We start from the raw sequence: 21,569 nt of genomic DNA, 5'->3' as shown, positions 1-21,569 counted from the left end.
TTTTAAGCATTTTTCATTTTTGCAAATACCCATACTTTCAAGCGTGAAAATAGTGCTACAAATACAATTGTTACAACAATTCCTTTAATTACATTAAACGGTAATATCGCCGTTACAATAGTTTGTCGCATAATATCACTAGACATAGCTGGTGAATTTAAAAACCAAGTGTACGCTGGTAAAATAATAAAGTAGTTTAACACACTCATAATAACTGTCATAGTAATTGTACCTAGCATTAATCCTGTCGTTAAACTTTTTACTGTGCGATACTTTCGGAATAAGAATGCTGCTGGACCAATAAATAAACATCCCGCTATAAAGTTTGCTACTTCTCCTACTGGTACTCCCGTTAAACTTCCTTGAATCCCGTAATGCAAAATATTTTTTATCGCTTCTACAATTACACCTGCAATTGGACTAAAAATTATCGCCGCAATTAAAGCTGGCACATCACTAAAATCAATTTTTAAAAATGGCGGAAGCCCTGGGAATGGAAAATCCAACATCATTAGTAAATACGCAATACTACTTAGCATCGCTACACTCACCATCTGCACTACACTGTTTTTTTGTTTCATCTTTCTCTCTCCTTTTCCATCGATCTTCTCATGGAAAGTGGAAAGGTTCTGCTATGCCTATTTTTTCATAGAACGAAAAAACCCTTTGTGATTTACACAAAGGGAGAATTTTAAGGCACATCAAACAGACGTTCAAATACTTATCTTTTTTGAACGCTTGAACCTCCATCTTCTCCCATCCAGACTGTACTGTCGGCTTTGGAATCACACCAAATCCTGCCTTAACGGCTCGCGGGCTTAGAACGAAATTATTAACTGTTCATCACCGCCGGTCGGGATTTTCACCCTGCCCCGAAGATAGACCGATATTCTATTTTCCACTTCATTATACAACAACATGATCGTATTGTGAACAAAAAAAGTGTAACTTATTAAAAATAAGTTATTTATTTTATATTATTAAAGAAGCAATCACTATATTTTACAATACAACCCATATTTTTTATAATTCGGTATTTCTCTTATGAATCCCCTAGTCATATATCGTTAAAAGTGATAAGATGTTGAATTGTTAAGATAAGAACATTTTCTGAGTTATGGAGGAAATGTCATGAAGAAAGATAAAAGACACTCTATTCGAGAAGCAATGAAAAAGAACTTAAGAAAAGAATACTTTTATTTGAAAAAAGAATTACTTTTCTACTGTCCAATTGATCTAGGCACATTCTCAAGAGAGACATACTACGCTACTTTTGACCAAGATGGCATAAGTATTTATCAGTATGATAAAAAAACAGAAAGTAAATTAAAATTGTGTGAGCGTCATCCATGGAAGAGTTGGCATAAGGTAAAAGTTGATCACTATTTAACAACTTCTCAATTTATTTTCCAAGGTGAGCGAAACTGGATTTTATCCCTTTTCCAAAAAGGAAAAGAAGCTCAAAAAATAATTGAAGAACATACATCTTTACAAACGGAAGTTGTTTCCCGTCCTTTTTCCAAGAAACTTCCTGGTTTCCGTTCTGATACACCATTGAATAAATACATCGGTAGCATTTGTTACACTGCACTTATTGCATTTTTATTAAAATGGATGATTCCATTTCAAGCACCACAAATCGCCCTGTATTCTCTTTCAATTGGCTTTATGCTTCTTGGTTTACTTTGTCTTACAATTGGTCTAATCGAACCAACTATCGTACTATTTCGGACAAAAGAAAAAACAAGAACAAAAGTCTTTTACTTATATAGCTACTTAGCTATTTCTGGATTTATATGTGTCTTTATTTTTTGGTAAAAGAAGCCGTCCCAAAAGATCTTTTGGGACGGTTTTTCGTTAGGAATAGGTTGCTCTTATTGCCGCATTTTGTTATTAAGTTGATATAATTTCATTTACTATCGCAATCTTAACAAAGAAGAAAATAAAGCTATTCAAAAGTTATGCTTTTGGGACGTTTCCTTTACTTAACGTATAGTTGTTGATTCGGATAGATTTGCTCTTGTCGCAATCCATTCCTCACTTTAATTTCTTCAACTGTCATACTAAATTTCCGAGCAATGCCAACTAAAGTATCACCTTTTTGTACAACATATAGTGATGATGACACGACTTGATTTTTTTGTTCATTTAAAACAAGCAACGGATTCATCGCATTCCTTTTCTCCATCGTCCATCTCCCTTGATGCACTTCTAAATGTAAATGCGCTCCTCGCGATTCTCCTGTATTCCCTACCTCTCCAATTAGCTCTCCTTTTGAAATGTTATCCCCTTGAACTACATATCTCTTATTTAAATGCGCATAAACAGCCTCATATTCTCCATGTTTAATAAACACAACATTTCCATAACTACTTGAAAAATAAGACTTTGTCACCTTACCATTTTGAATAGCTGCAACAGGCGTTCCAATAGGCGCAGCTATATCAATACCATAGTGTTTCCCATGTCTTGTCCCAAAATAATCACTTAGCTGCCCATCAACAGGCCATATCCACTGATTCTCTTCCGCGTAAACATGTAATTGAGATAAAAATAATATACTCAATATCACCACGCCACATTTTAACGCTTTCATATACATCCTCCGTTTTCTAATAACCGTCATACCTTCTCTATTGTGGGATATTACAGAAAAAAGTATACAAAAAAAGAAAGTGAATTACTCCACTTCCTTCTCTTCTTTATTACGAAAAACAAGTGCACTGCGGTTATATTCCACATCTTTCACTTGTAAACGTGCATTTATTACTCTAGCAAGCGCAAATAAATAATCAGATAACCTATTTACATACTTTAGAACAATTTCATTGGTTTCTCCTTCTTTTTGCAAGGACACTATACAACGTTCTGCTCTTCTTATAACTGTACGTGCAATGTGTAGTGCAGCCGATACCTCGCTACCGCCTGGTAAAATAAAACGCTCTAACGGCGGCGCTTCTTCTGTATACGAATCAATTCGTCTCTCTAAATACTCGACCATCTCTATCGTTACTTTATAAGGGATTTTCTTCTCTACTATTGCTAAATCCCCTCCACAATCAAATAGTTCATGTTGAATATTTTCAAGTTCGTTATAAATGTTACGAAAACATTCCTCTTGCAATTTAGACATGGCATATCCAATATGAGAATTCGCCTCATCAATTGTGCCATAAGCTTCTACACGTATATGATCTTTATCCACTCGGCCACCTATGACACTCGTTTCCCCTTTATCACCTGTTTTTGTATAAAGTTTCATTTCATTATGGCACCTCTCTTTTTATTTTCATTCTGATTATTAAAGAAAAAAACTCTACCATTCTTTATTTAATTGCACTTACAAAAAAATAAAAAACAGTAGAGCTTTTATTCATGATTACCTAAAAAAACATATATATCTAAATTATACGATTTGGTAAATATACAGAGAATATAGTTCCTTCTCCAACGACACTTGATACAGAAATCTTCCCGTCATGACCTTGAACAATATTTTTAGCAATCGCAAGCCCAAGTCCTGTACCAACTTTTTTCCCGCGCGTTCTCGCTTTATCAGCTTTATAGAATCGATCGAACAAGAACGGAATATCTTCTTCTGGAATACCAGCACCTGAATCTTGCACTTCGAAAGTAAGGCCACTATTTTTCGTATTAATTACAAGTGTAACATGGCCACCTGCATTTGTATGGCGGATTGCATTATCAATTAAATTCGTCAATACCTGTTCCATACGGTCTGCATCAAACGGATATCGTTCAATTGGACTTTGGAAATCCACTGTTAATTGGACTTCTTTATCCTTTGCAATCCCCTGGAATTTACGGCCAATTTTTTCGACAAATGGATGAATATCTACTTCACCTATATGTAACTCTACATGCCCACTTTCCATACGAGCTAAATCTAATAGCTCATTTACAAGTTTACCTAAACGAACAGATTCATCATAAATAATTTGAACAAACTCATTAATTTCTTCTTTCGTTTGCACAATATCATCTAAAATTGCTTCACTATATCCTTGAAGCATTACCATCGGTGTACGAAGTTCATGTGATACATTCGCAATAAAGTCTTGACGCATTTTCTCAAGACGACGCTCCTCCGTCATATCTCTCAATACTGCTACAGCTCCGCGAATTTTTGTTTGATTGTAAAGCGGTGTCATAAGAACTACGTAGTTACCTTTTTGCAAATTAATTTCAACAACTTGTTGTTGCTCACTTTCTACAACGAGATGGAATAGTTCAACAAGTTCAGAAGGCAATTTTTTACTTAACTCTACTTCTTTTTCTTCTTGCCAAACTTGTAAGAAGTGTTCTGCCGGTGGGTTGATAACAACAACTTCACCTTCTTGATTTAACGTAATAACACCATCTGCCATACTACTCAAAATGCTAGCTAACTGCTCTTTTTCTTGCTGCAGGGCATTCATATTAAACTTCAACTGTTTCCCCATTTGATTTAAAGCAGTTGCAAGCTCACCAATTTCGTCTTGCGACACCATAGGGGCTTTCGTATCAAATTTCCCGCGTGCCACCTCAAATGCAACCTCGCGCATTTTACGAAGTGGTGCCGTAATTCGAGTAGATAAGAAAAATGCAAAGAACGTTGTTAAAATAATCGCAATCCCGGCTGATAAGAAAATAAAATCAGTCGTTCTCTCCATACCTTGTATCGGAACTTGTAAAGATTCATATACAAACACAGCACTTTGATTTTTTGACTGCACTGGTTTCCCGACGATCATAATATCATTTTCAGTGTTTTTATTTTTTCTACTATTAGAGGCTTTTCTAATATTATTCTTAATTTCCTTTTTATCTGTAAAAACAGCTGCTAATTCTTTATCATTTTTCAGATCATCCATTGTAAGCGTAACTAATCCTTCTTGTTTCGGCGAAGAAGAAATTTCCTTACCATCTTCTACAATGATAATCCTTGAAAGTGGATCGGAAAATTTGTAAGCAATATCCTCAATCGTTTTTACATCGGCACCTTCTTCAATTAATTCCGTGACACTTGTTGCAACTTTCTGAAGCCTAGCTTGACTCATATCAACATAATACGTTCTAAAAAACTGCGAAAGTAAAATTGCAACAAATCCAAGAACAAACGAAACGAGAAGTAATATGGTCATCCATAACTTCCCTACTACACTTCTCCAAAGCATCAGTCGTTCACAACCTCAAACTTGTAACCAACGCCCCAAACGGTAACAATCATCTTCGCTGCATCTGGTGATTGTTTACTTAACTTTTCACGTAAACGCTTTACATGCGTATCAACTGTACGTAAATCTCCGAAGAACTCATATTGCCATACTTCTTTTAACAATTGCTCACGGTCAAAAACTTTATCCGGAGCTTTCGCTAAGAATAATAGTAATTCATATTCTTTCGGTGTTAAGTTTACTTCATTGCCATCCGCTGTAACACGGTGCGCATCATTATCAATTGTTAAATGAGGGAACACAGTAACATCTTTCGTCGTTGTATCTTGTGTAAAGAATGTCGTTGGTACAGCGCGGCGTAATACCGCTTTCACACGAAGTACTACTTCACGCGGGCTAAACGGCTTTACGATATAATCATCAGTTCCAACTTCAAACCCTTGTACCCTATTTACTTCCTCACCTTTTGCTGTCAGCATAATAATTGGCGTCGCTTTCTTCTCACGAATCCCTTTACACACTTCGATACCATCTTTACCAGGCATCATAATATCCAATAGGATTAAATCATAATCATTTTGTAACGCCATTTCTAAAGCTGTATCACCATTATCCGCTTCTTCAATTGTGTATTGCTCTCTTTCTAAATACATCTTTAATAAACGACGAATACGATCCTCATCGTCTACAATTAAAATTCTTGATTCATTTTCCATTTCTACCCGCTGCGTACTTTTACCACAACGGTTTACACCTACCCTTCTACAATATAATGTTGCACCTATCCTCGTTTAATTAAGCATTTTTTAACGTTCCACTTCCCATATTATGCTTCACAAGAATAATAAAGTTTGTTCATTTTTTTTCCAAAACTATGTATTTTTTTTGAACAGTATATTTGGTCCTCGACATCATTTTACAGAATCAACCGCTACTTTGTCATGTTTTTCTAAAAAAAGAAGAAAATTTGACAAAAATAAAATAGGAAAGTGACATACACTCTCCTATTTTATTTCTCTATGCATATGAATGTAAACCCGCGATAATTAAGTTTACTACAATAAAGTTAAACATAATGATTGCAAAACCAATTACTGCAAGCCAGGCGGATTTTTCTCCATGCCATCCTTTAGATAAGCGTAAATGTAATACCGCAGCATAAAAGAGCCAAGTAATAAGCGCCCAAACTTCTTTTGGATCCCAGCCCCAAAAGCGCGTCCAAGCAATTTGGGCCCAGATCATAGCAAAGATTAACGCTCCTAATGTAAACACTGGGAATCCTATCGCAATAGAACGATATCCTATTTCATCTAATAAATCACTATTCGTATTCTTTACTAACGGCTGAAGTGCCGCTGACACTCGCTTACGTAAAATAAGTCTTAATACAATATAAAGTAGTGTTCCGACTAACACTGACCAAATAACAGTATTTAATTTTTTTGCATTTACAATCGCTGGGACTTCAACCGCCGGTTCTAATTTATTTTCTGTCATTAACTTCCCTTCATGCGGTCCAACTAAAGCAGGGAGATTATACTTCATCTCAACTTGTTGTTCATTTTTATCAATCCATTGAAACTTCGATTCGTATTTCAAACTAGAAAAGACAGTTGTTACTCCAATAAATCCAACTGTACAAACAAGTGTGAAAACCACCGTCTCTAACCAAAATGTACGCTTACTTCTTGTTGATTGATCTACATTTTTCAGTAAATACATTACGCCTGTAATAAAACTAATTGCTAATATTGCTTGTCCCGCTGCCGCTGTCGTTACATGAATATGTAGCCAATTACTCTTTAAAGATGGGATAAGCGGTGAAATTTCTCTCGGGAACATACTTGCATAAGCAATTAATAAAAGAGCTACCGGTAAAGCAAATAAACCAATAATACTTACACGGTATACAAAGTACATAATGATAAAAGCTCCCACAAGCATCATGCCGAAAAATGTACCAAATTCAAAAAAGTTACTAACTGGTGCATGTCCTGATGCAATCCATCTTGTAACAAAATATACTATTTGCGCAATAAATCCTAAAATTGCTATAGTTATACCTATATTTGCCCACTTATGACCTTTTTCTTTAATTGCTCCTCCAAAAAATAAAGTTGCAATTAAATATAAGATAAACGCGGCGAACAGAAAATTACTGCTTATTTGTACCATATCGTTTCCCCACCTTAACTAGTTTTTTTATCATTTATTTTATCGTGTGGTTGTGGAATCGCTGTTCCTTCTAGTACTCTTTCAATATCTTTCTTTAAGCCGAACCAATTTTTATTCGTATGGCCTGCAACCCACCATTCATCATTAACACGTTGTATCCAAATACGGCGATGGTTCCAATACATACCTTGAATCACACCAACCATAAATATAAATCCTCCAATACCGAGAATCCAAAGCGTCAAATCTTTTCTTACTGTAAGAGCTGTTGCATTTTGCATTTCCACACCTGCAAATGACATTTTATATTTATTATTCCCGTCAGGCTCTATGTTTTGCTGAATACCGACGAAACTAACTTCACCATCTGGTGTTTCCGGGGTAAACATTTTAAAGACGAATGCAGGATTATTCGGTAATTTCGTTTTCGTATTCGGCCTTCCATTCTCATCAAAATAAAAATCAGGAAAATAGCTTAATAGTTCTAGAGAATACCCATTTCCTAAATCATATTTTTCTGTAGGATTCGCTAAATCTACTTTAATCGGTCCCCACTTTTGATTATTTTCTTTGTTTTGCAAATGGAAAGACATGCTTTTAAATTCACTTTCTTTGTAATCCACTTGATAAACAGCAAATTGATCAAATTTCAGTGGCTCATTCACTCGAATTTCAGCTTCTTTTACCTTTTCTAATTTTGGTTTTTGACCTGCTATATTTTCTCCTACCGCTTTATATAATACAGCATTTGTTTGGAAGTTTTTCGCAATCATTTTATCACCAACACGATCAATTGCTTCATCAAAAACTTCTTTATCCTTACTCTTATCATAAACTTCCTTGATAAACTTTTCGTTTTTCAAATAGTATTGACCATCTGTTCCTGGTATTTCTTTCGTTTCACCGTCACGTAACCAAAGTGCTTCATCTACATACATACTCGGTAAAAAACGTAGCATTGCACCGAATAGAAAGATAATAAGACCAATATGGTTTACATATGGACCCCAACGGGAAAAACGTCCCTTTTCCGCTAAAACGTTCCCGTCTTCCACTTTCACATTATAATTACGTTTCTTTAAATTAATTTGAACTCGTTCTAAGTCACCTTCATGCGGCGTACCAGTCCCGTGCACTCTCTGTCTTTTTAAAAAACTTGGGTGTCTTTTCACCCCTTGTTTTTTTAAAGCTTTATAAAGAGGAATGACACGGTCTAAACTGCATATAACAAGTGAAATACCAATGGAAGCAATTAAAATCATGTACCACCATGATCCATATAAATTATTAAATCCTAATTGATAGTATAATTGTCCTAAAAATCCATACTCGGTTTTATAATATTCAGCTGGTTCGATTCCTGGAGTTATGTACATTTCTTGGGGAAAGATAGTTCCTATTGCCGATGCAGCTAAAGTTATTACAATTAACCATACCCCTACTTTTACAGAAGAGAAAAAACTCCAAATTTTATCGACTATCGTTTTTGTATGTGTGAGAGATCTCCGGGCACTCCCCTCATATCTCATATCCAATAATTTCATATTTTCATTACTTTCAAATGGTTTCCCACATGCTTCACAAAAAATGGTTCCTATCGGATTAACATGTCCACATTCACACTTAATCTCTTTCAAAGCTCTCACCGCCCTTTTATCTATATGTACTATTGTATATTTCAGCTTAGAGTTACCGCAATACTCAGAATCTTTAAAACGAAGGTGCTATACGTAAGCACCTCTTATGTAAAGGCTTTCTTAATTATGGAGTAATTTTCTTTAAGTACTCTTCCAATTGTTCCTTCGTTTGCTCACCTATAATTTGCTCTACTACTTTGCCTTCTTTATCAATTAAAAAGGTTGTTGGTAATGGGCCTACTCCATATGTACCTATGATCTTTTGCCCTTTATCAATTGCAACTGGGAATTTCAAATCATATTGTTTCACAAAGTTTTTCACTGCGATATCCGTTTCATCTGCATCTAAGGCAATAATTTCAACGCCTTTTTCTTTATATTTCGGGTATAACTCATTCATATAAGGCATTTCTTTTTCACAAGGTTTACACCAAGTTCCCCAAAAATTTAAAAATACACCTTTTCCCTTTAAATCTTTTAATTCAATATTCTTTCCTTCTAAATCAGTTACAACAAAGTTAGGTGCTTCTTTTCCAATTTGCATTTTCTCTTTATCAGTAAAAAATCCTTGATATAGCGTAAACCCTACCGCACCGCTTAAAATGAGCAAAATGATAACACGAAATAATAAGCGATTTTTTTTCATGTTGTCTCCCCTCTCTTCGACGAGTGATAAATATATGTATTTTTTAATAAATCACCAGCGGAGCATTCCACTGGTGAAAGTTTCACAATATAGATTAGCGAGGCTTTGTAGAAGCCAATGCACGTAATTGTTTCACCTCATGTGGTGTCAATTCTCTTGCATCACCAGGACGCAAGCTACCCACTTCTAAAAAGGCATAACGTTCACGTTTTAATTTCATTACTTTACAATCTAACGCTTCAAACATGCGGCGTACTTGACGGTTACGTCCTTCATGAATCGTTAATTGTACAATCGCCATCTCTTTACGCTTGTCCCAAGAAATAATTTTCACTTGTGCTGGTGCTGTTTTCCCATCTTCTAATGCAACACCTCGTTCTAACATGCGAATTTTCTCACCTGTTAATGGCCCTTTAATTTTCGCAACATACGTTTTTTCAACTTTATATCTCGGATGCATTAATACATTTGCAAATTCACCATCATTTGTCATCAATAATACGCCAGACGTATCATAATCTAAGCGTCCGATTGGGAATAAACGTTGTCTAATTTCAGGGAAAAAGTCTGTTACAACATTTCTTCCTTTATCATCTGATACACTTGAAATTACACCAGTTGGTTTATATAGTAAAAAATAAACAGGTTCTTCTTTTTCAAGAGGGATGTTATTTACTTCCACTTTATCTTGAGGAGTTACTTTTGTTCCTAACTCCTTCACTATTTTCCCATTAACTTTCACTTTCCCTTGCTGAATTAATTCCTCAGCCTTTCTTCTCGATGCAATACCTGCTTGCGCAATCACTTTTTGTAATCGTTCCATTTCTTTTTTTCACCTCAAATTTATCTTACCTTACATTAGAAAGACTTGGCAACCGCCTAAGCTTTATGCCATTTACTTCGCCTATCTTTAACAACATAGCAATGATAATAAACGTATAAAGGCTATATCACGTTTTCACCCTTTATTATTATTTACACTTTTTCATGTTGTCCACGATAAAAGTTCACCATTTTGTCAAAAATACCGCATAAAAAAACCACTATTAAACTACACGTTAATAGTGGTCGTATACGTATTATAAGCGAAATAGCACAAAAAATGAATAGCATTACCGAAACAATAGGGAAACAAACACAATCGAACAAATAATTCCGATTAAATCTGCAAAAAGTCCTACCTTTAATGCATCTCCCATTTTTCTAATACCGACAGCCCCAAAGTATACTGTTAATATATAAAAAGTCGTATCTGTGCTACCTTGCATCGTTGAAGCTAACCTACCAATAAACGAGTCTGGCCCATATGTAGCGATTAAATCGGTCGTAATACTTAAACCAGCAGATCCCGAAATCGGACGTATAAGTGCAAGTGGAACGATTTCGGCTGGTACATGAATAAGGTCTAACATCGGCTTCATTACCGATATCATCGCATCTAAAGCACCTGATGCCCGGAAAATAGAAATAGATACAAGCATTCCAACCATAAACGGCAAAATGGAAACCGCAATTTGAATCCCTTCTTTTCCGCCCTCAACGAACGATTCATACGTTGGAACTTTCTTTATCGTGCCATACAAAAGGATAAAACCAATTACACAAGGAATTACCCATAATGAAATTGTATTTACAATACTCATTTTTTCCGCCCCTTTCTACTCCTTCTCCGGTAAAAATAGCGGTCAATCCAAATCGCTCCAATCATCGATAACACTTGTGCTATAAATGTTACGCCAACGATTTCAGTAGGGTTTGCTGATTCATAAGTCATTCGAATCGAAATGACAGTAGTCGGAATTAATGTAATTGCTGAAGTATTTAATGCTAGAAACGTCACCATAGAACGACTTGCTGAATCCTTTCCACCATTTAACTCTTTCAGTTGTTCCATTGCTTTAATACCTAAAGGTGTTGCTGCATTACCTAACCCAAAAAAGTTCGCCATCATATTTGATAAAATGAATCCCATTGACGGGTGATCCTTCGGTATTTCTGGAAATAATCTTTTTACTATCGGCATAAAAAGTGATACTAACTTCTTTAACAATCCAGCTTCCTCAGCAATTTTCATTAAACCGAGCCAAAATACTAAAACACTAATAAGTCCAATACAAATCGTTACAGCATCTTTTGACCCTTCAAACACTGCTTTGGTCACTTCTTCCATCGTTCCATTTATCATGGCATATACAATCCCTATAACTGCCATCGCTGCCCATACGAGATTAACCATCTATCCCAACACCTATCATGTAAGAGAAGATTTCTTTTACGTTATTCCAATACATTCCCGTTGTAGCTACTAACTTTCGTTTACTGTAAAACAAATTTCGTTCTCCAACCTTCTCGTTCCCTACATAAATTTCTGTCTTCCCAATCTTTACTCCATCCGTAAGTTTTGCACTTTTATCGAGCTCAACTTTCAATAACACATTCTTTCTTTCCTCTTCAGTTAAAGGTGCAGAAAAACTATTTTTCGTATAAACATGGTTGGCATATTTCTTTTCATTTATTTCAGCGAGTGCGCCTTGTCCTAAAACTTTCGTTTGCTTATAGCGTTCAAAGCCTTTATCAAACAAATTCATATGATCATCCCAGTCACTAGAAGCGCTCAAAGTTACGACAATTAAATCTAGTCCATCTTTTGAAGCTGTTGTGACAAGCGTCCGTCCTGCTTTCTTCGTAAAACCTGTCTTTCCCCCTGTTGCAAATTCATAATAAGATGTCACAAGCTTATGTTTATTTTTCCACGGATAATCCCAAGAATCTGATTTATACGTTTTTGTTCCAAAAATTTTCTTAAAGGTCTCGTTCCCCATTGCATATTTCGTTAATAATGCCATGTCATAAGCCGATGAATAATGCGACCCATCCCCATCCAATCCATGCGGGTTTGAGAAGTGCGTATCTTTCATTCCGATTTCTTTCGCCTTTTCATTCATTAAATATACGAATCCTTCTATACTCCCTCCCACATTTTCAGCAATTACTTGTGCTGCATCATTACCAGATCTAAGCATTAATCCGTAAACTAAATCTTCTAACTTCACTTTTTGTCCAGGTTTTAAATAAATTGCCGATCCTTCTACTCGTACCGCTTCATTACTAACCGATACTAACTCTTTCATTTTTCCTGATTCAGCAGCTAACAATGCTGTCATAATTTTTGTTATACTAGCAATTTTTTGTGGCTCATGTTCTAATTTTCCATATAGCACACGACCGGATTGTTGTTCCATTAAGACTGCGTTACGAGCACTGACACCACCGTTCATTTTTGCATATGCAGGAATCGGCATAACGCTTGCGTACATTATAATTAGCGTAATTATTATACAAATTCGTCTCATATTTCCCCCCCACGTCCTTTTGGCACTTTTTGTACAAGTGTATGCTTGCCCTTTTAAAATATGAACGAAATCTTCCTTCCACCTCCACTAAAAAAGACGCATGGGATATGCGTCTAATACGGTGTCCATTCAATTTGTTTCGCACTTTCAAATCTCTTTTCTACATCTGGCCAATTTACAACATTCCACCAATTTTTAATATATTCATCTTTTCGATTTTGATATTGTAAATAATACGCATGTTCCCATACATCCAGTACAAGGAGTGGTATCGTATCCCACTGTGTAAACAATTGATGAAGCGTGCTTTGTAAAATTTCTAACCTTCCTGAACGGGGTACCCATACAAGAATCGCCCATCCTGAACCTTCCACTTTAGAAGCTGCTTCTGTGAAATGCTTTTGAAAACGTAAAAAACTTCCGAAATCTTGCTCAATTTGTTGTGAAAAAGCCCCTCTCGGACTTCCACCACCATCTTTTTTCATGTTATTCCAAAATATCGTGTGTAAGTAATGACCTGATCCATGAAAAGCCGCTTCTCTTTCCCAATGCTTAATTAAATCAAATTGATTTGTTTTTCTCGCTTCTTCCATCATCTTCTCTGCTTTATTTAATCCTTCCACGTAACTACGATGATGTTTATCATGGTGTAACATCATAATTTCTCGTGAAATGTACGGTTCTAGCGCATTATATGGATAAGGTAATGGCGGAAGGGTATGCCCCCCAATCGGAACAGCTCGTTCGCTATCCCCTCTTTCACATAGTTCATATTCCTCTCCTTCTTGCATAAACACTTCCTGTAAATGGTGTTGAATATGTTCTACATCATCACTTATTTCATACATAAACTCGGCATCTGTGTCGTATTCATGCTCTTTCATACGCTCTAATAACGTTTGAATTTTATAAGCAAGCATATGGACATCATACACTTCCATTGCACGGCTATCTAATACTTGAAGAACACTTTCACACCAGCTTTCTACTTCATGAAAGTAATCTGTAAATACACCTTGCTGACTCATGTCACACCTCCTTGATGCTATCCACTTTAACTATATTCAATTAAAATCCCTTATATAACTGGACAAAAGGAAAAGAAGCTAAGTGTCCTTAGCTTCTTTTCCTTAATTAATATTTGTGCAACATTTTTGTTTGGTAATCTGTCTCATAATATTCTAGTTCTTCACGCATCAATTGAAATTTCCCTTCTAACTCCTTCATCACTCGTTCTATAGATCCAGGAGGGATTTGCTGAAAAACAATAGAATTTTTCCCTGTATAAGCAGAACGACTATTTTCATACCAATGATCATTCTTTGGCGAAAAAAACTCTGCAATTACTTGATGGTAAATCTTATATAAAACTTTTTCAGCTGCGGTCTTTCGAAATGGTTGGCCATTCAACAAAACAAAACATGCATCAAGTCCTTCTTCACAAAAAACAAGAAGTCTTCTTATTGATGCTAATATACCTTTATAATATTGCTCGTTTCCTGTTGGTGTCTCCTCCAATAAAGAAGGTAACGTATGATAATTCACATAATTAGTTATCAAGGAAATTACATCTTCTAAAAATATAGAAACTTGTTCTGTTTGATTTTCAACCATCAAATTAGACATGGCTTCTCTCTCCTTTGCCGTTTTACGCTATTTCTACTCTTTTATTTTTATGTAATTCAGCTAATATTTCTTGTACTTTCACCACTGTTCCCTCGTCAAAGTATCGTTGAAAGTCTGTTACTTCATTGAGATACAAGCGTTTCTGCGCACGTAGCTCTTTATTGTTCACTAAACAAGCAATCGCTACAATATCTCGTAAATATACGTCTTGTTCTTCTACTTTATAAACTGGATTTCCTTCAAAAGGGATAATTTCTTGTAAAATTTCTTCAAAATATCGAACATATAAGACAGAAAAGGTTTTCTCTTGATTATTTAATATATATGTCACTTCAGATCTATTGAAAAAATCTTCTGATGTATTCGGTTTTGCTTTTTCTAACTCATATCCTGCATAACCTATTATAATCATCTACTTCCCCTCTCTTCCTTCTTTCATCTTATCTTAACTTAATTTTCTGATAAACAAAATATTCTTTTAAATATAACCTATATAAAAAATAGCTTCCCTATACAGGAATTTACCTTTTTATTTTTCTTGAAGTTTGTCATAATAATATTATTGTCTCAGTTTTCTTACACAAGGAGAGTTGTATTTATGTCGTTTTCATGGAAACGTTTCTTACAAATCGGGAAAATAATCTTCCCATTTGTTGTCTTAACAATTGTTTTCTTTCAAGCTAAAAAGGAATTAGCAGGCATTTCTTTTTTAGAAGCAATTGAAACAATTAAAAACATTCCAACTGGTGGGGTATTTTTAGCGATTACACTCGGTGCATTTGCCGTTTCAACAATGTTCTTTTATGACTTTGTTATGCTTCGTTACTTAAAAGCAGATATACCTGTACAAAAGATTTTCCGCATCTCATGGATTGCAAACACTTTAAATGGATTTATCGGTTTTGGTGGTCTTGTTGGTGCCGGTGTACGTACAATGCTCTATCGTCCACATATAAAAGAGAATGGGAAACTTATTAAAAGCATTGCTTGGATGACAACTGCTTTTATTAACGGATTAGCCATTCTGTCATTCCTCGGCCTTATTGGGATATTAGACACTAGTTTTATTCTGCACGAAAAACCGTGGTTATGGCCTGTTCTTATCTTCTTTGCTCTTTTCGTTCCTATATATATTGGGTTTTCTAAAATTAAAAATAGAAAAACAAAACAGCTAGACGGACAAGAGACTGAAGAAGAAGAGAAAAATCCAACTGTTTTATATTCATTAGTTTCATTAGTCGAGTGGGTATCTGCTGGTATCGTTATGTACGTCATTTTAATATTGTTTGGAATTGATATCGAATTTCAAAAGTTTTTAGGTGTTTATGTAATTGCTGCTTTAGCTGGTGTCGTAAGTCTTGTCCCTGGTGGCCTTGGTTCATTTGATCTTGTTTTCTTAACCGGACTAGGACAATACGGAGTTGATACAGGCGTATTACTACCCGCTATGTTATTATATCGACTTGTCTATTACATCTTACCATTCTGCCTTGGTCTCATTTTTGCAGCATTTGAAATGACAGGAGCGGCCATAAAAAAAATTGAAGATAAACCATTTATTGCACCTGCATTAGAAACAACTGGTGTAATTTGGACTTTACAACGTGATTTTTTAGGGAAATTAGGTTCATGGGCATCCGCCGCTTTAACCGTATTCGCTGGCTTAATGGTTATTCTATCAACAATTTTACCTACTAGTATAAATCGAGCTCACGCCTTACATATTTTAGCTCCAAAGCACCTTATTCAATTTTCTTTTAGCTTATCATTAACATTCGGTATTCTCCTCCTGATTCTTTCGCGAGGAATATATTATGGAACAAAGCGTTCTTACTATATGACGATTGTTTCTTTAATTGGAGCAGCAATTTTTAATACCCTAAAAGGAATTGATATTGAAGAAACCTTTATTTTATTAATCGTACTTGCTGTGTTGTATATGCTTCGTAAAAGATTTGTACGCGAGAAAATGGAAGTCTCTCTTTCTGACATCGTAAAAGTGTTTATCTTCTTATTACTTACGTTATATTTATATAAAAACTTAGGTATTTTATTTGCGGGGGCAAAAGAAGCGTTCCAACCTGATTTTGTCGTTCGAAATATTACACAAGTTAAACGAAGTGCATTAGCAGCAGCCTTTTTCGTTCCTACTTTTTTACTTATCGGTTCACTAATTGCCAATCGTTACCGTAGTCAATTTCCCGGGCAACCAGCAAATGATAAAAGGTTAGAAAACTTCTTAGATGAACATGGTGGGAACGTACTTAGTCATTTAGGTTTTTTAGGAGATAAACAGTTCTTCTTCAGTAGTGACGGAAAAGCACTTCTTCTCTTTTCAATTACTGGAAAACGTCTTGTTGTACTAGGTGATCCAATTGGTGATCCATCCTCCTACCGCACTGTGTTACAAGAGTTTTTAGCTGAAGCAGATCGATTTGGATATATTTGCGTATTCTATCAAATTGAAAGCAAATGGATGAGCTTATACCACGATTTCGGCTACAACTTCTTTAAACTTGGCGAAGAGGCTGTCGTTGATTTAAATACGTTTACAATAACAGGAAAAAAACGTGCTGGTATGCGAGCTACTTTCAACCGTTTTGAACGAGAAGGTTATACATTCTCTATTCATAAGCCACCATTCTCAGACGAATTATACGAGGAATTAAAGAAAGTGTCTGATGCTTGGCTCGGCGGAAAAAAAGAGAAGGGATTTTCACTTGGGTACTTCGATCGTGAATATATTAGTCGTGCCCCTATCGCTACATTATCTGATGCAGAAGGAAAAATCATTGCATTCACAACCTTTATGCCAGTATATCAAAGTGGCATATTATCTGTTGATTTAATGCGTTATTATCCAGATGCACCTAGCGGAATTATGGATGCAATTTTTATCCACTTATTCCACTGGGCAAAAGAAAATGAATACCATTCCTTTAATATTGGTATGGCACCACTCTCAAATGTCGGTTTATCAACGCAATCGTTCTGGTCTGAACGAGTTGCTGCTGCAATATTTAATAACGTTCGTTACACATATAGCTTTAGCGGTTTACGACATTTTAAAGAAAAATACAAACCTGCATGGAGTGGAAAATATTTAGCATTTCGAAAGAATCATTCTTTACCAATTACAATGCTCTCTGTAACAAAATTAATAGGAAAACGAAAAAACAGCTAAGTACTTAGCTGTTTTTTCGTTTTTGCACTTGTATACTAAACTCCTTTTCATACTTCTTACCATTTATATAGAAATCCCCCCATATTTTATATGTTCCTTCTTCTGGAAAGGTAATACGATATTGTAATTGTTCATCCATATCAACAGGAATCGCATATAAAAAATGTTTCCTCGTTTCATCAACGATATATAGAGCGTTGACTTCACCTCTCCCTGAATTTAATTTCAGCTTTCCTCCCTTTTTCGCTTGAAACTGAAATGTTAATGTCGTTGCCTCATTCGGATGTAATGCACCAAATAAAAGAGACACTTGATGCTCTCCTATATTTTTTGTAAGTACAGTATCGACAGGTAGTTTCTTTTTATTCTTGTCCTTGTTTTTCTCCTTTTTTTCTTCACCAAAATCTTTCTTAGCAAATGATTCCACGGACTTGTTTTCATCTTCATACAAAAATATCGTGTACTCTTCACCTTTTGCTACATCTGAAGATAGCTTATACGATCCATTTCCAGCAAATATAGGCTTCGTTTGTTGTATGTTTTTCAAATTCCCATCCACTATCACTGCTCGAATTTGATCGTTCACACCACGAACTTCATTATTCATTTTATTTAGCAATTGAAACGAAATATCGACTTTTTCATTTCCCTTTTTATTCTTCACATCCCATTTCACTTCTTGAACATCTCCGGTCGTTTCTACAGTTTCTTGATATTTTTTTATGTAAAATCCTCCTGCCACAATAAGTACTAGTGCAATAAGCCCAATGACAAGATTTTTCAAAATATCACCTACCATTTTTATTGTCTTTATCCATACAAAACCTCTTAAATATATATTCTAGATTATGATTTATGAAATCCTCCTCTTTTGCACATATTACAAATAAAAAAGATTTTAATTGAAAGGAGTCGTAGTGTATAATGCAAATGATATTGATTTCTATCAATACATTATAAGGAGGATTTTTCATGAGTGTACATATTGAAGCAAAACAAGGCGAAATTGCTGAATCTATTCTATTACCTGGTGATCCATTACGTGCAAAATATATTGCTGAAACATTTTTAGAGGATGTTACTTGTTATAACAACGTGCGTGGCATGTTAGGTTTCACTGGAACTTATAAAGGAAAGCGTGTATCTGTTCAAGGTACAGGTATGGGTGTTCCTTCTATTTCTATTTATGTAAACGAATTAATTCAAAGCTACGGAGTGAAAAATTTAATTCGTGTTGGGACATGTGGTGCAATTCAAAAAGATGTTAAGGTACGTGACATTATTATTGCGATGACGGCTTGTACAGATTCTAATATGAACCGCTTAACATTCCCAGGTTTTGATTTTGCTCCTGCTGCAAACTTTGATCTTTTAAAGAAAGCTTACGATGCTGGAACAGAAAAAGGTTTACACGTTCGTGTTGGTAACGTATTAACAGCAGATGTATTTTATCGTGAGAGCATGGACATGGTTAAAAAACTTGGAGATTACGGTGTATTAGCAGTAGAGATGGAAACGACTGCTCTTTACACATTAGCAGCTAAATATGGTGTAAATGCATTATCTGTATTAACAGTAAGCGACCATATCTTCACTGGTGAAGAAACAACATCTGAAGAGCGTCAAACTACATTTAACGAAATGATTGAAATCGCTTTAGATGCAGCAATTCAGCAATAGCACACTAAAGAACTTGTCATACGTCTGGCGAGTTCTTTTTTATGCTACAATACTTCGACAGTCACTGCACCTTCTCTTTATGTGACTTTCTATAAAAAACTACTTTAGAGAGAGACAGATTTATCCCCTCTACTTTTTTGTAACCTTTGTTATAATTAAGAAATCATTTATATTACAGTATTTTTCATACGAGGTGAAACAGTGAAGAACAGAAGCATCGTCTTTAAACTATTTTTATTAACATCAACTTTATTTACAATCATATTTCTCCTTTTTTTCCTTGGACAATCTCTATTTTTAGAGAAGTTCTATATTAATAAGAAAGTAAAAACCGTTCAAACGGCTTTTGAAAAATTCGTAGATAATTACGAAAAAAGTGACCAAGGATTTGAGGAAACTAGAAAATTAAAACAAGAATTTCATGATAAAACAAATGCCGAAATCCAATTTTTAGATTCTAACGGAATTATTAAAAGTGAAAACAGTTTTTACATTGATGTGATTAACCCTAACAATAACAAAACCTATTCCATCCCCCTTAACAATCTTTTAACACCAGAAGAATATAATAAATTCGCAAACTTAGGATTAAAAAAAGATGGAATAATTTATGTAGACGGACTACTCCAACCGAATAATATAATAACACCTCAAGAATTAATAACTAATAATACTAGATGGGAAAATGAACAATTCAATTCAGATTTTCAATCCATTAGTGGTAATCCATCTAAAAATAAACTTAAAAATCGATATGATAATACTGGTTCTCCAATCCATTTTACTGGGGTAATATCTAAATTACAGCTTCCTTCCAAGACTGAGGTTCGTCTTGCAAAGGATTTTGAAACATTACAAGCTGTTCAATATTTTGCAAGAACTATTAGACAAGGTACTTCTAATTCAAATCAATTAAACACGTATATTTTAGATAGTGGGGAAAATATAAAAAACAGTGTCTTTGTAAAGCCTATTATGGAAAACGGAGAAATTAAGGAGTACGCTTTTGCGATAGCATCTTTACAACCTGTTAATGAAGCGATGCTCGTTTTAAAAGATTATTATGTCTATGCCTTAATTATCGTGTTTCTCGTTATTATTTTGTTATCCTTCTACTACTCAAAAATCATTGTTAAACCATTAATTAAGATAAATCGCGTTACAAAAAAAATGGCCAACTTTGATTTTAGCGAGAAGTTACCTGTTACAGCAGACGATGAAATTGGCGGGTTATCAAGTAGTATTAATACACTCTCTGTAAATTTAAAAGATCGCATCGACCGATTAAATGTTGCCAATACAAAATTACAACAAGATATTGAACGCGAACGTCAATTAGAAAAAACGAGAAAAGAATTCATTTCTGGTGTATCTCACGAATTAAAAACACCACTTAGTGTTATTCGTAGCTTCGCTGAAGGTATTCAAGATGGCGTAAGTAAAGATACGACATATTATACAAATGTTATTTTGGAAGAGACAGATAATATGAACAGGCTCATTGTTGAAATGTTAGAATTAGCAAAACTAGAATCTGGTACGTACAAACTAGAAATGTCGACATTCTCAATCGGTGAATTAATTCAACAAATCTATACAAAATTATTATTTAGTATGGAGGAAAAACATTTACAAGTGGACATCCATGCTGACTCTTCTCTATTTGTTAAAGCAAATCGTAGCCGTATTGAGCAAGTAGTTGTGAACTTGCTTAGCAATGCAATTCGATATACTCCAGATGGTGAAAAAATACACGTCTCTGTTGTAGAAACGGAAGATACAGTGAAAATCGAAATTGAAAACACAGGCAATCCTATTCCAGAGGAAAGCCTTGAAAAAATTTGGGATCGCTTCTACCGTTTAGACGCTTCTCGTAGCCGTCATACTGGAGGTACTGGCCTTGGGTTATCCATTGTAAAAAACATTTTAGATCTCCATCACGCCGAGTACGGTGTGTATAATACCACTAATAGCGTTGTATTTTATTTTAATTTACAAAAAGTGAAAGAAGTCAAATAATTTGTCTTAATTTCACTAGGAGTTCACATGAAATTCACACTCTCCCTTTATAGTAAGAAACAAGTTAATCCT

Annotated in this window: 20 protein-coding genes and 1 riboswitch; of the genes, 4 read left to right on the top strand and 16 right to left on the bottom strand. The window is 35.0% G+C overall.

Annotation, left to right across the window (positions count from 1 at the left end):
- Positions 1-2: 2 nt before the first annotated feature.
- Positions 3-581, bottom strand: coding sequence for an ECF transporter S component (locus tag EXW56_RS07460; RefSeq protein WP_002011769.1), 579 nt, complete (start codon positions 579-581; stop codon positions 3-5).
- A gap of 163 nt (positions 582-744) precedes the next feature.
- Positions 745-884: riboswitch (FMN riboswitch) on the bottom strand.
- Positions 885-1,131: 247 nt separating this feature from the next.
- Here EXW56_RS07460 and EXW56_RS07455 point away from each other — a divergent pair.
- On the top strand, positions 1,132-1,818 hold the full coding sequence (locus EXW56_RS07455) for a hypothetical protein (RefSeq protein ID WP_002202623.1): 687 nt from the start codon (positions 1,132-1,134) through the stop codon (positions 1,816-1,818).
- Between the two features lie 163 nt (positions 1,819-1,981).
- Here the strand turns inward: EXW56_RS07455 and EXW56_RS07450 are convergent, their stop codons facing one another.
- The 14 genes from EXW56_RS07450 to EXW56_RS07385 all read right to left on the bottom strand — a co-directional run bounded on the left by EXW56_RS07450 (position 1,982) and on the right by EXW56_RS07385 (position 15,026).
- On the bottom strand, positions 1,982-2,596 hold the full coding sequence (locus EXW56_RS07450) for a peptidoglycan DD-metalloendopeptidase family protein (RefSeq protein WP_002202624.1): 615 nt from the start codon (positions 2,594-2,596) through the stop codon (positions 1,982-1,984).
- A gap of 84 nt (positions 2,597-2,680) precedes the next feature.
- Entirely contained in the window at positions 2,681-3,262 is a 582-nt protein-coding gene (locus tag EXW56_RS07445; protein WP_002149412.1) for a cob(I)yrinic acid a,c-diamide adenosyltransferase, read from the bottom strand.
- A 139-nt stretch (positions 3,263-3,401) separates the two neighbouring features.
- A complete protein-coding gene (gene resE, locus EXW56_RS07440) occupies positions 3,402-5,177 on the bottom strand; it encodes an ATP-binding protein (protein ID WP_215558219.1) in 1,776 nt (591 codons plus the stop codon).
- Positions 5,177-5,893 (bottom strand): DNA-binding response regulator ResD, encoded by a 717-nt coding sequence (gene resD, locus EXW56_RS07435; RefSeq protein WP_002158614.1) that lies wholly within the window; start codon positions 5,891-5,893, stop codon positions 5,177-5,179. Before resD ends, resE begins: the two co-directional genes overlap by 1 nt.
- 301 nt (positions 5,894-6,194) lie before the next feature.
- Positions 6,195-7,352: a cytochrome c biogenesis protein ResC gene (resC, locus tag EXW56_RS07430; protein WP_002201158.1), complete on the bottom strand. Its 1,158-nt coding sequence runs from the start codon at positions 7,350-7,352 to the stop codon at positions 6,195-6,197.
- A gap of 14 nt (positions 7,353-7,366) precedes the next feature.
- Entirely contained in the window at positions 7,367-8,989 is a 1,623-nt protein-coding gene (gene resB / locus EXW56_RS07425) for a cytochrome c biogenesis ResB family protein (protein WP_215558218.1), read from the bottom strand.
- 124 nt (positions 8,990-9,113) lie between these two features.
- A complete protein-coding gene (gene resA, locus EXW56_RS07420) occupies positions 9,114-9,635 on the bottom strand; it encodes a thiol-disulfide oxidoreductase ResA (RefSeq protein ID WP_002064495.1) in 522 nt (173 codons plus the stop codon).
- A 94-nt stretch (positions 9,636-9,729) separates the two neighbouring features.
- Positions 9,730-10,458 (bottom strand): 23S rRNA pseudouridine(2605) synthase RluB, encoded by a 729-nt coding sequence (gene rluB, locus EXW56_RS07415; RefSeq protein WP_002201160.1) that lies wholly within the window; start codon positions 10,456-10,458, stop codon positions 9,730-9,732.
- A 289-nt stretch (positions 10,459-10,747) separates the two neighbouring features.
- Complete coding sequence (gene spmB / locus EXW56_RS07410; protein ID WP_002201161.1) at positions 10,748-11,278, bottom strand: spore maturation protein SpmB; 531 nt, start codon at positions 11,276-11,278, stop codon at positions 10,748-10,750.
- A complete protein-coding gene (gene spmA / locus EXW56_RS07405) occupies positions 11,275-11,871 on the bottom strand; it encodes a spore maturation protein SpmA (RefSeq protein WP_002086662.1) in 597 nt (198 codons plus the stop codon). Before spmA ends, spmB begins: the two co-directional genes overlap by 4 nt.
- The gene (locus EXW56_RS07400) at positions 11,864-12,988 is read right to left on the bottom strand and encodes a D-alanyl-D-alanine carboxypeptidase family protein (RefSeq protein ID WP_002201162.1); all 1,125 of its coding nucleotides are present in this window, start codon (positions 12,986-12,988) and stop codon (positions 11,864-11,866) included. The genes spmA and EXW56_RS07400 overlap by 8 nt, the downstream gene beginning before the upstream one ends.
- A 113-nt stretch (positions 12,989-13,101) precedes the next feature.
- Positions 13,102-14,016, bottom strand: coding sequence for a superoxide dismutase (locus tag EXW56_RS07395; protein WP_002030730.1), 915 nt, complete (start codon positions 14,014-14,016; stop codon positions 13,102-13,104).
- Positions 14,017-14,122: 106 nt separating this feature from the next.
- A complete protein-coding gene (locus EXW56_RS07390; RefSeq protein WP_002158618.1) occupies positions 14,123-14,614 on the bottom strand; it encodes a YpuI family protein in 492 nt (163 codons plus the stop codon).
- 22 nt (positions 14,615-14,636) lie between these two features.
- Complete coding sequence (locus tag EXW56_RS07385) at positions 14,637-15,026, bottom strand: hypothetical protein (protein WP_002158619.1); 390 nt, start codon at positions 15,024-15,026, stop codon at positions 14,637-14,639.
- 186 nt (positions 15,027-15,212) lie between these two features.
- Between EXW56_RS07385 and mprF the strand changes: the two genes are divergently transcribed.
- Complete coding sequence (gene mprF, locus EXW56_RS07380; RefSeq protein ID WP_002201164.1) at positions 15,213-17,798, top strand: bifunctional lysylphosphatidylglycerol flippase/synthetase MprF; 2,586 nt, start codon at positions 15,213-15,215, stop codon at positions 17,796-17,798.
- A 4-nt stretch (positions 17,799-17,802) separates the two neighbouring features.
- On the opposite strand, the gene EXW56_RS07375 is transcribed toward mprF, so the two are convergent.
- Positions 17,803-18,597 carry a hypothetical protein gene (locus tag EXW56_RS07375; protein WP_002201165.1) on the bottom strand — a complete coding sequence of 265 codons (795 nt, stop codon included), beginning with the start codon at positions 18,595-18,597 and terminating at the stop codon, positions 17,803-17,805.
- 173 nt (positions 18,598-18,770) lie between these two features.
- On the opposite strand from EXW56_RS07375, the gene deoD reads away from it, so the two are divergent.
- Both deoD and EXW56_RS07365 read left to right on the top strand, forming a co-directional pair.
- Positions 18,771-19,478 carry a purine-nucleoside phosphorylase gene (gene deoD / locus EXW56_RS07370; RefSeq protein ID WP_002158622.1) on the top strand — a complete coding sequence of 236 codons (708 nt, stop codon included), beginning with the start codon at positions 18,771-18,773 and terminating at the stop codon, positions 19,476-19,478.
- A gap of 201 nt (positions 19,479-19,679) precedes the next feature.
- The gene (locus EXW56_RS07365; protein WP_002201166.1) at positions 19,680-21,497 is read left to right on the top strand and encodes a sensor histidine kinase; all 1,818 of its coding nucleotides are present in this window, start codon (positions 19,680-19,682) and stop codon (positions 21,495-21,497) included.
- Positions 21,498-21,569 lie beyond the last annotated feature (72 nt).

Origin of the sequence: Bacillus mycoides (assembly GCF_018742245.1) — a bacterium.
Classification (GTDB): domain Bacteria; phylum Bacillota; class Bacilli; order Bacillales; family Bacillaceae_G; genus Bacillus_A; species Bacillus_A cereus_U.
This window is presented reverse-complemented; position numbering and strand designations above follow the sequence as displayed.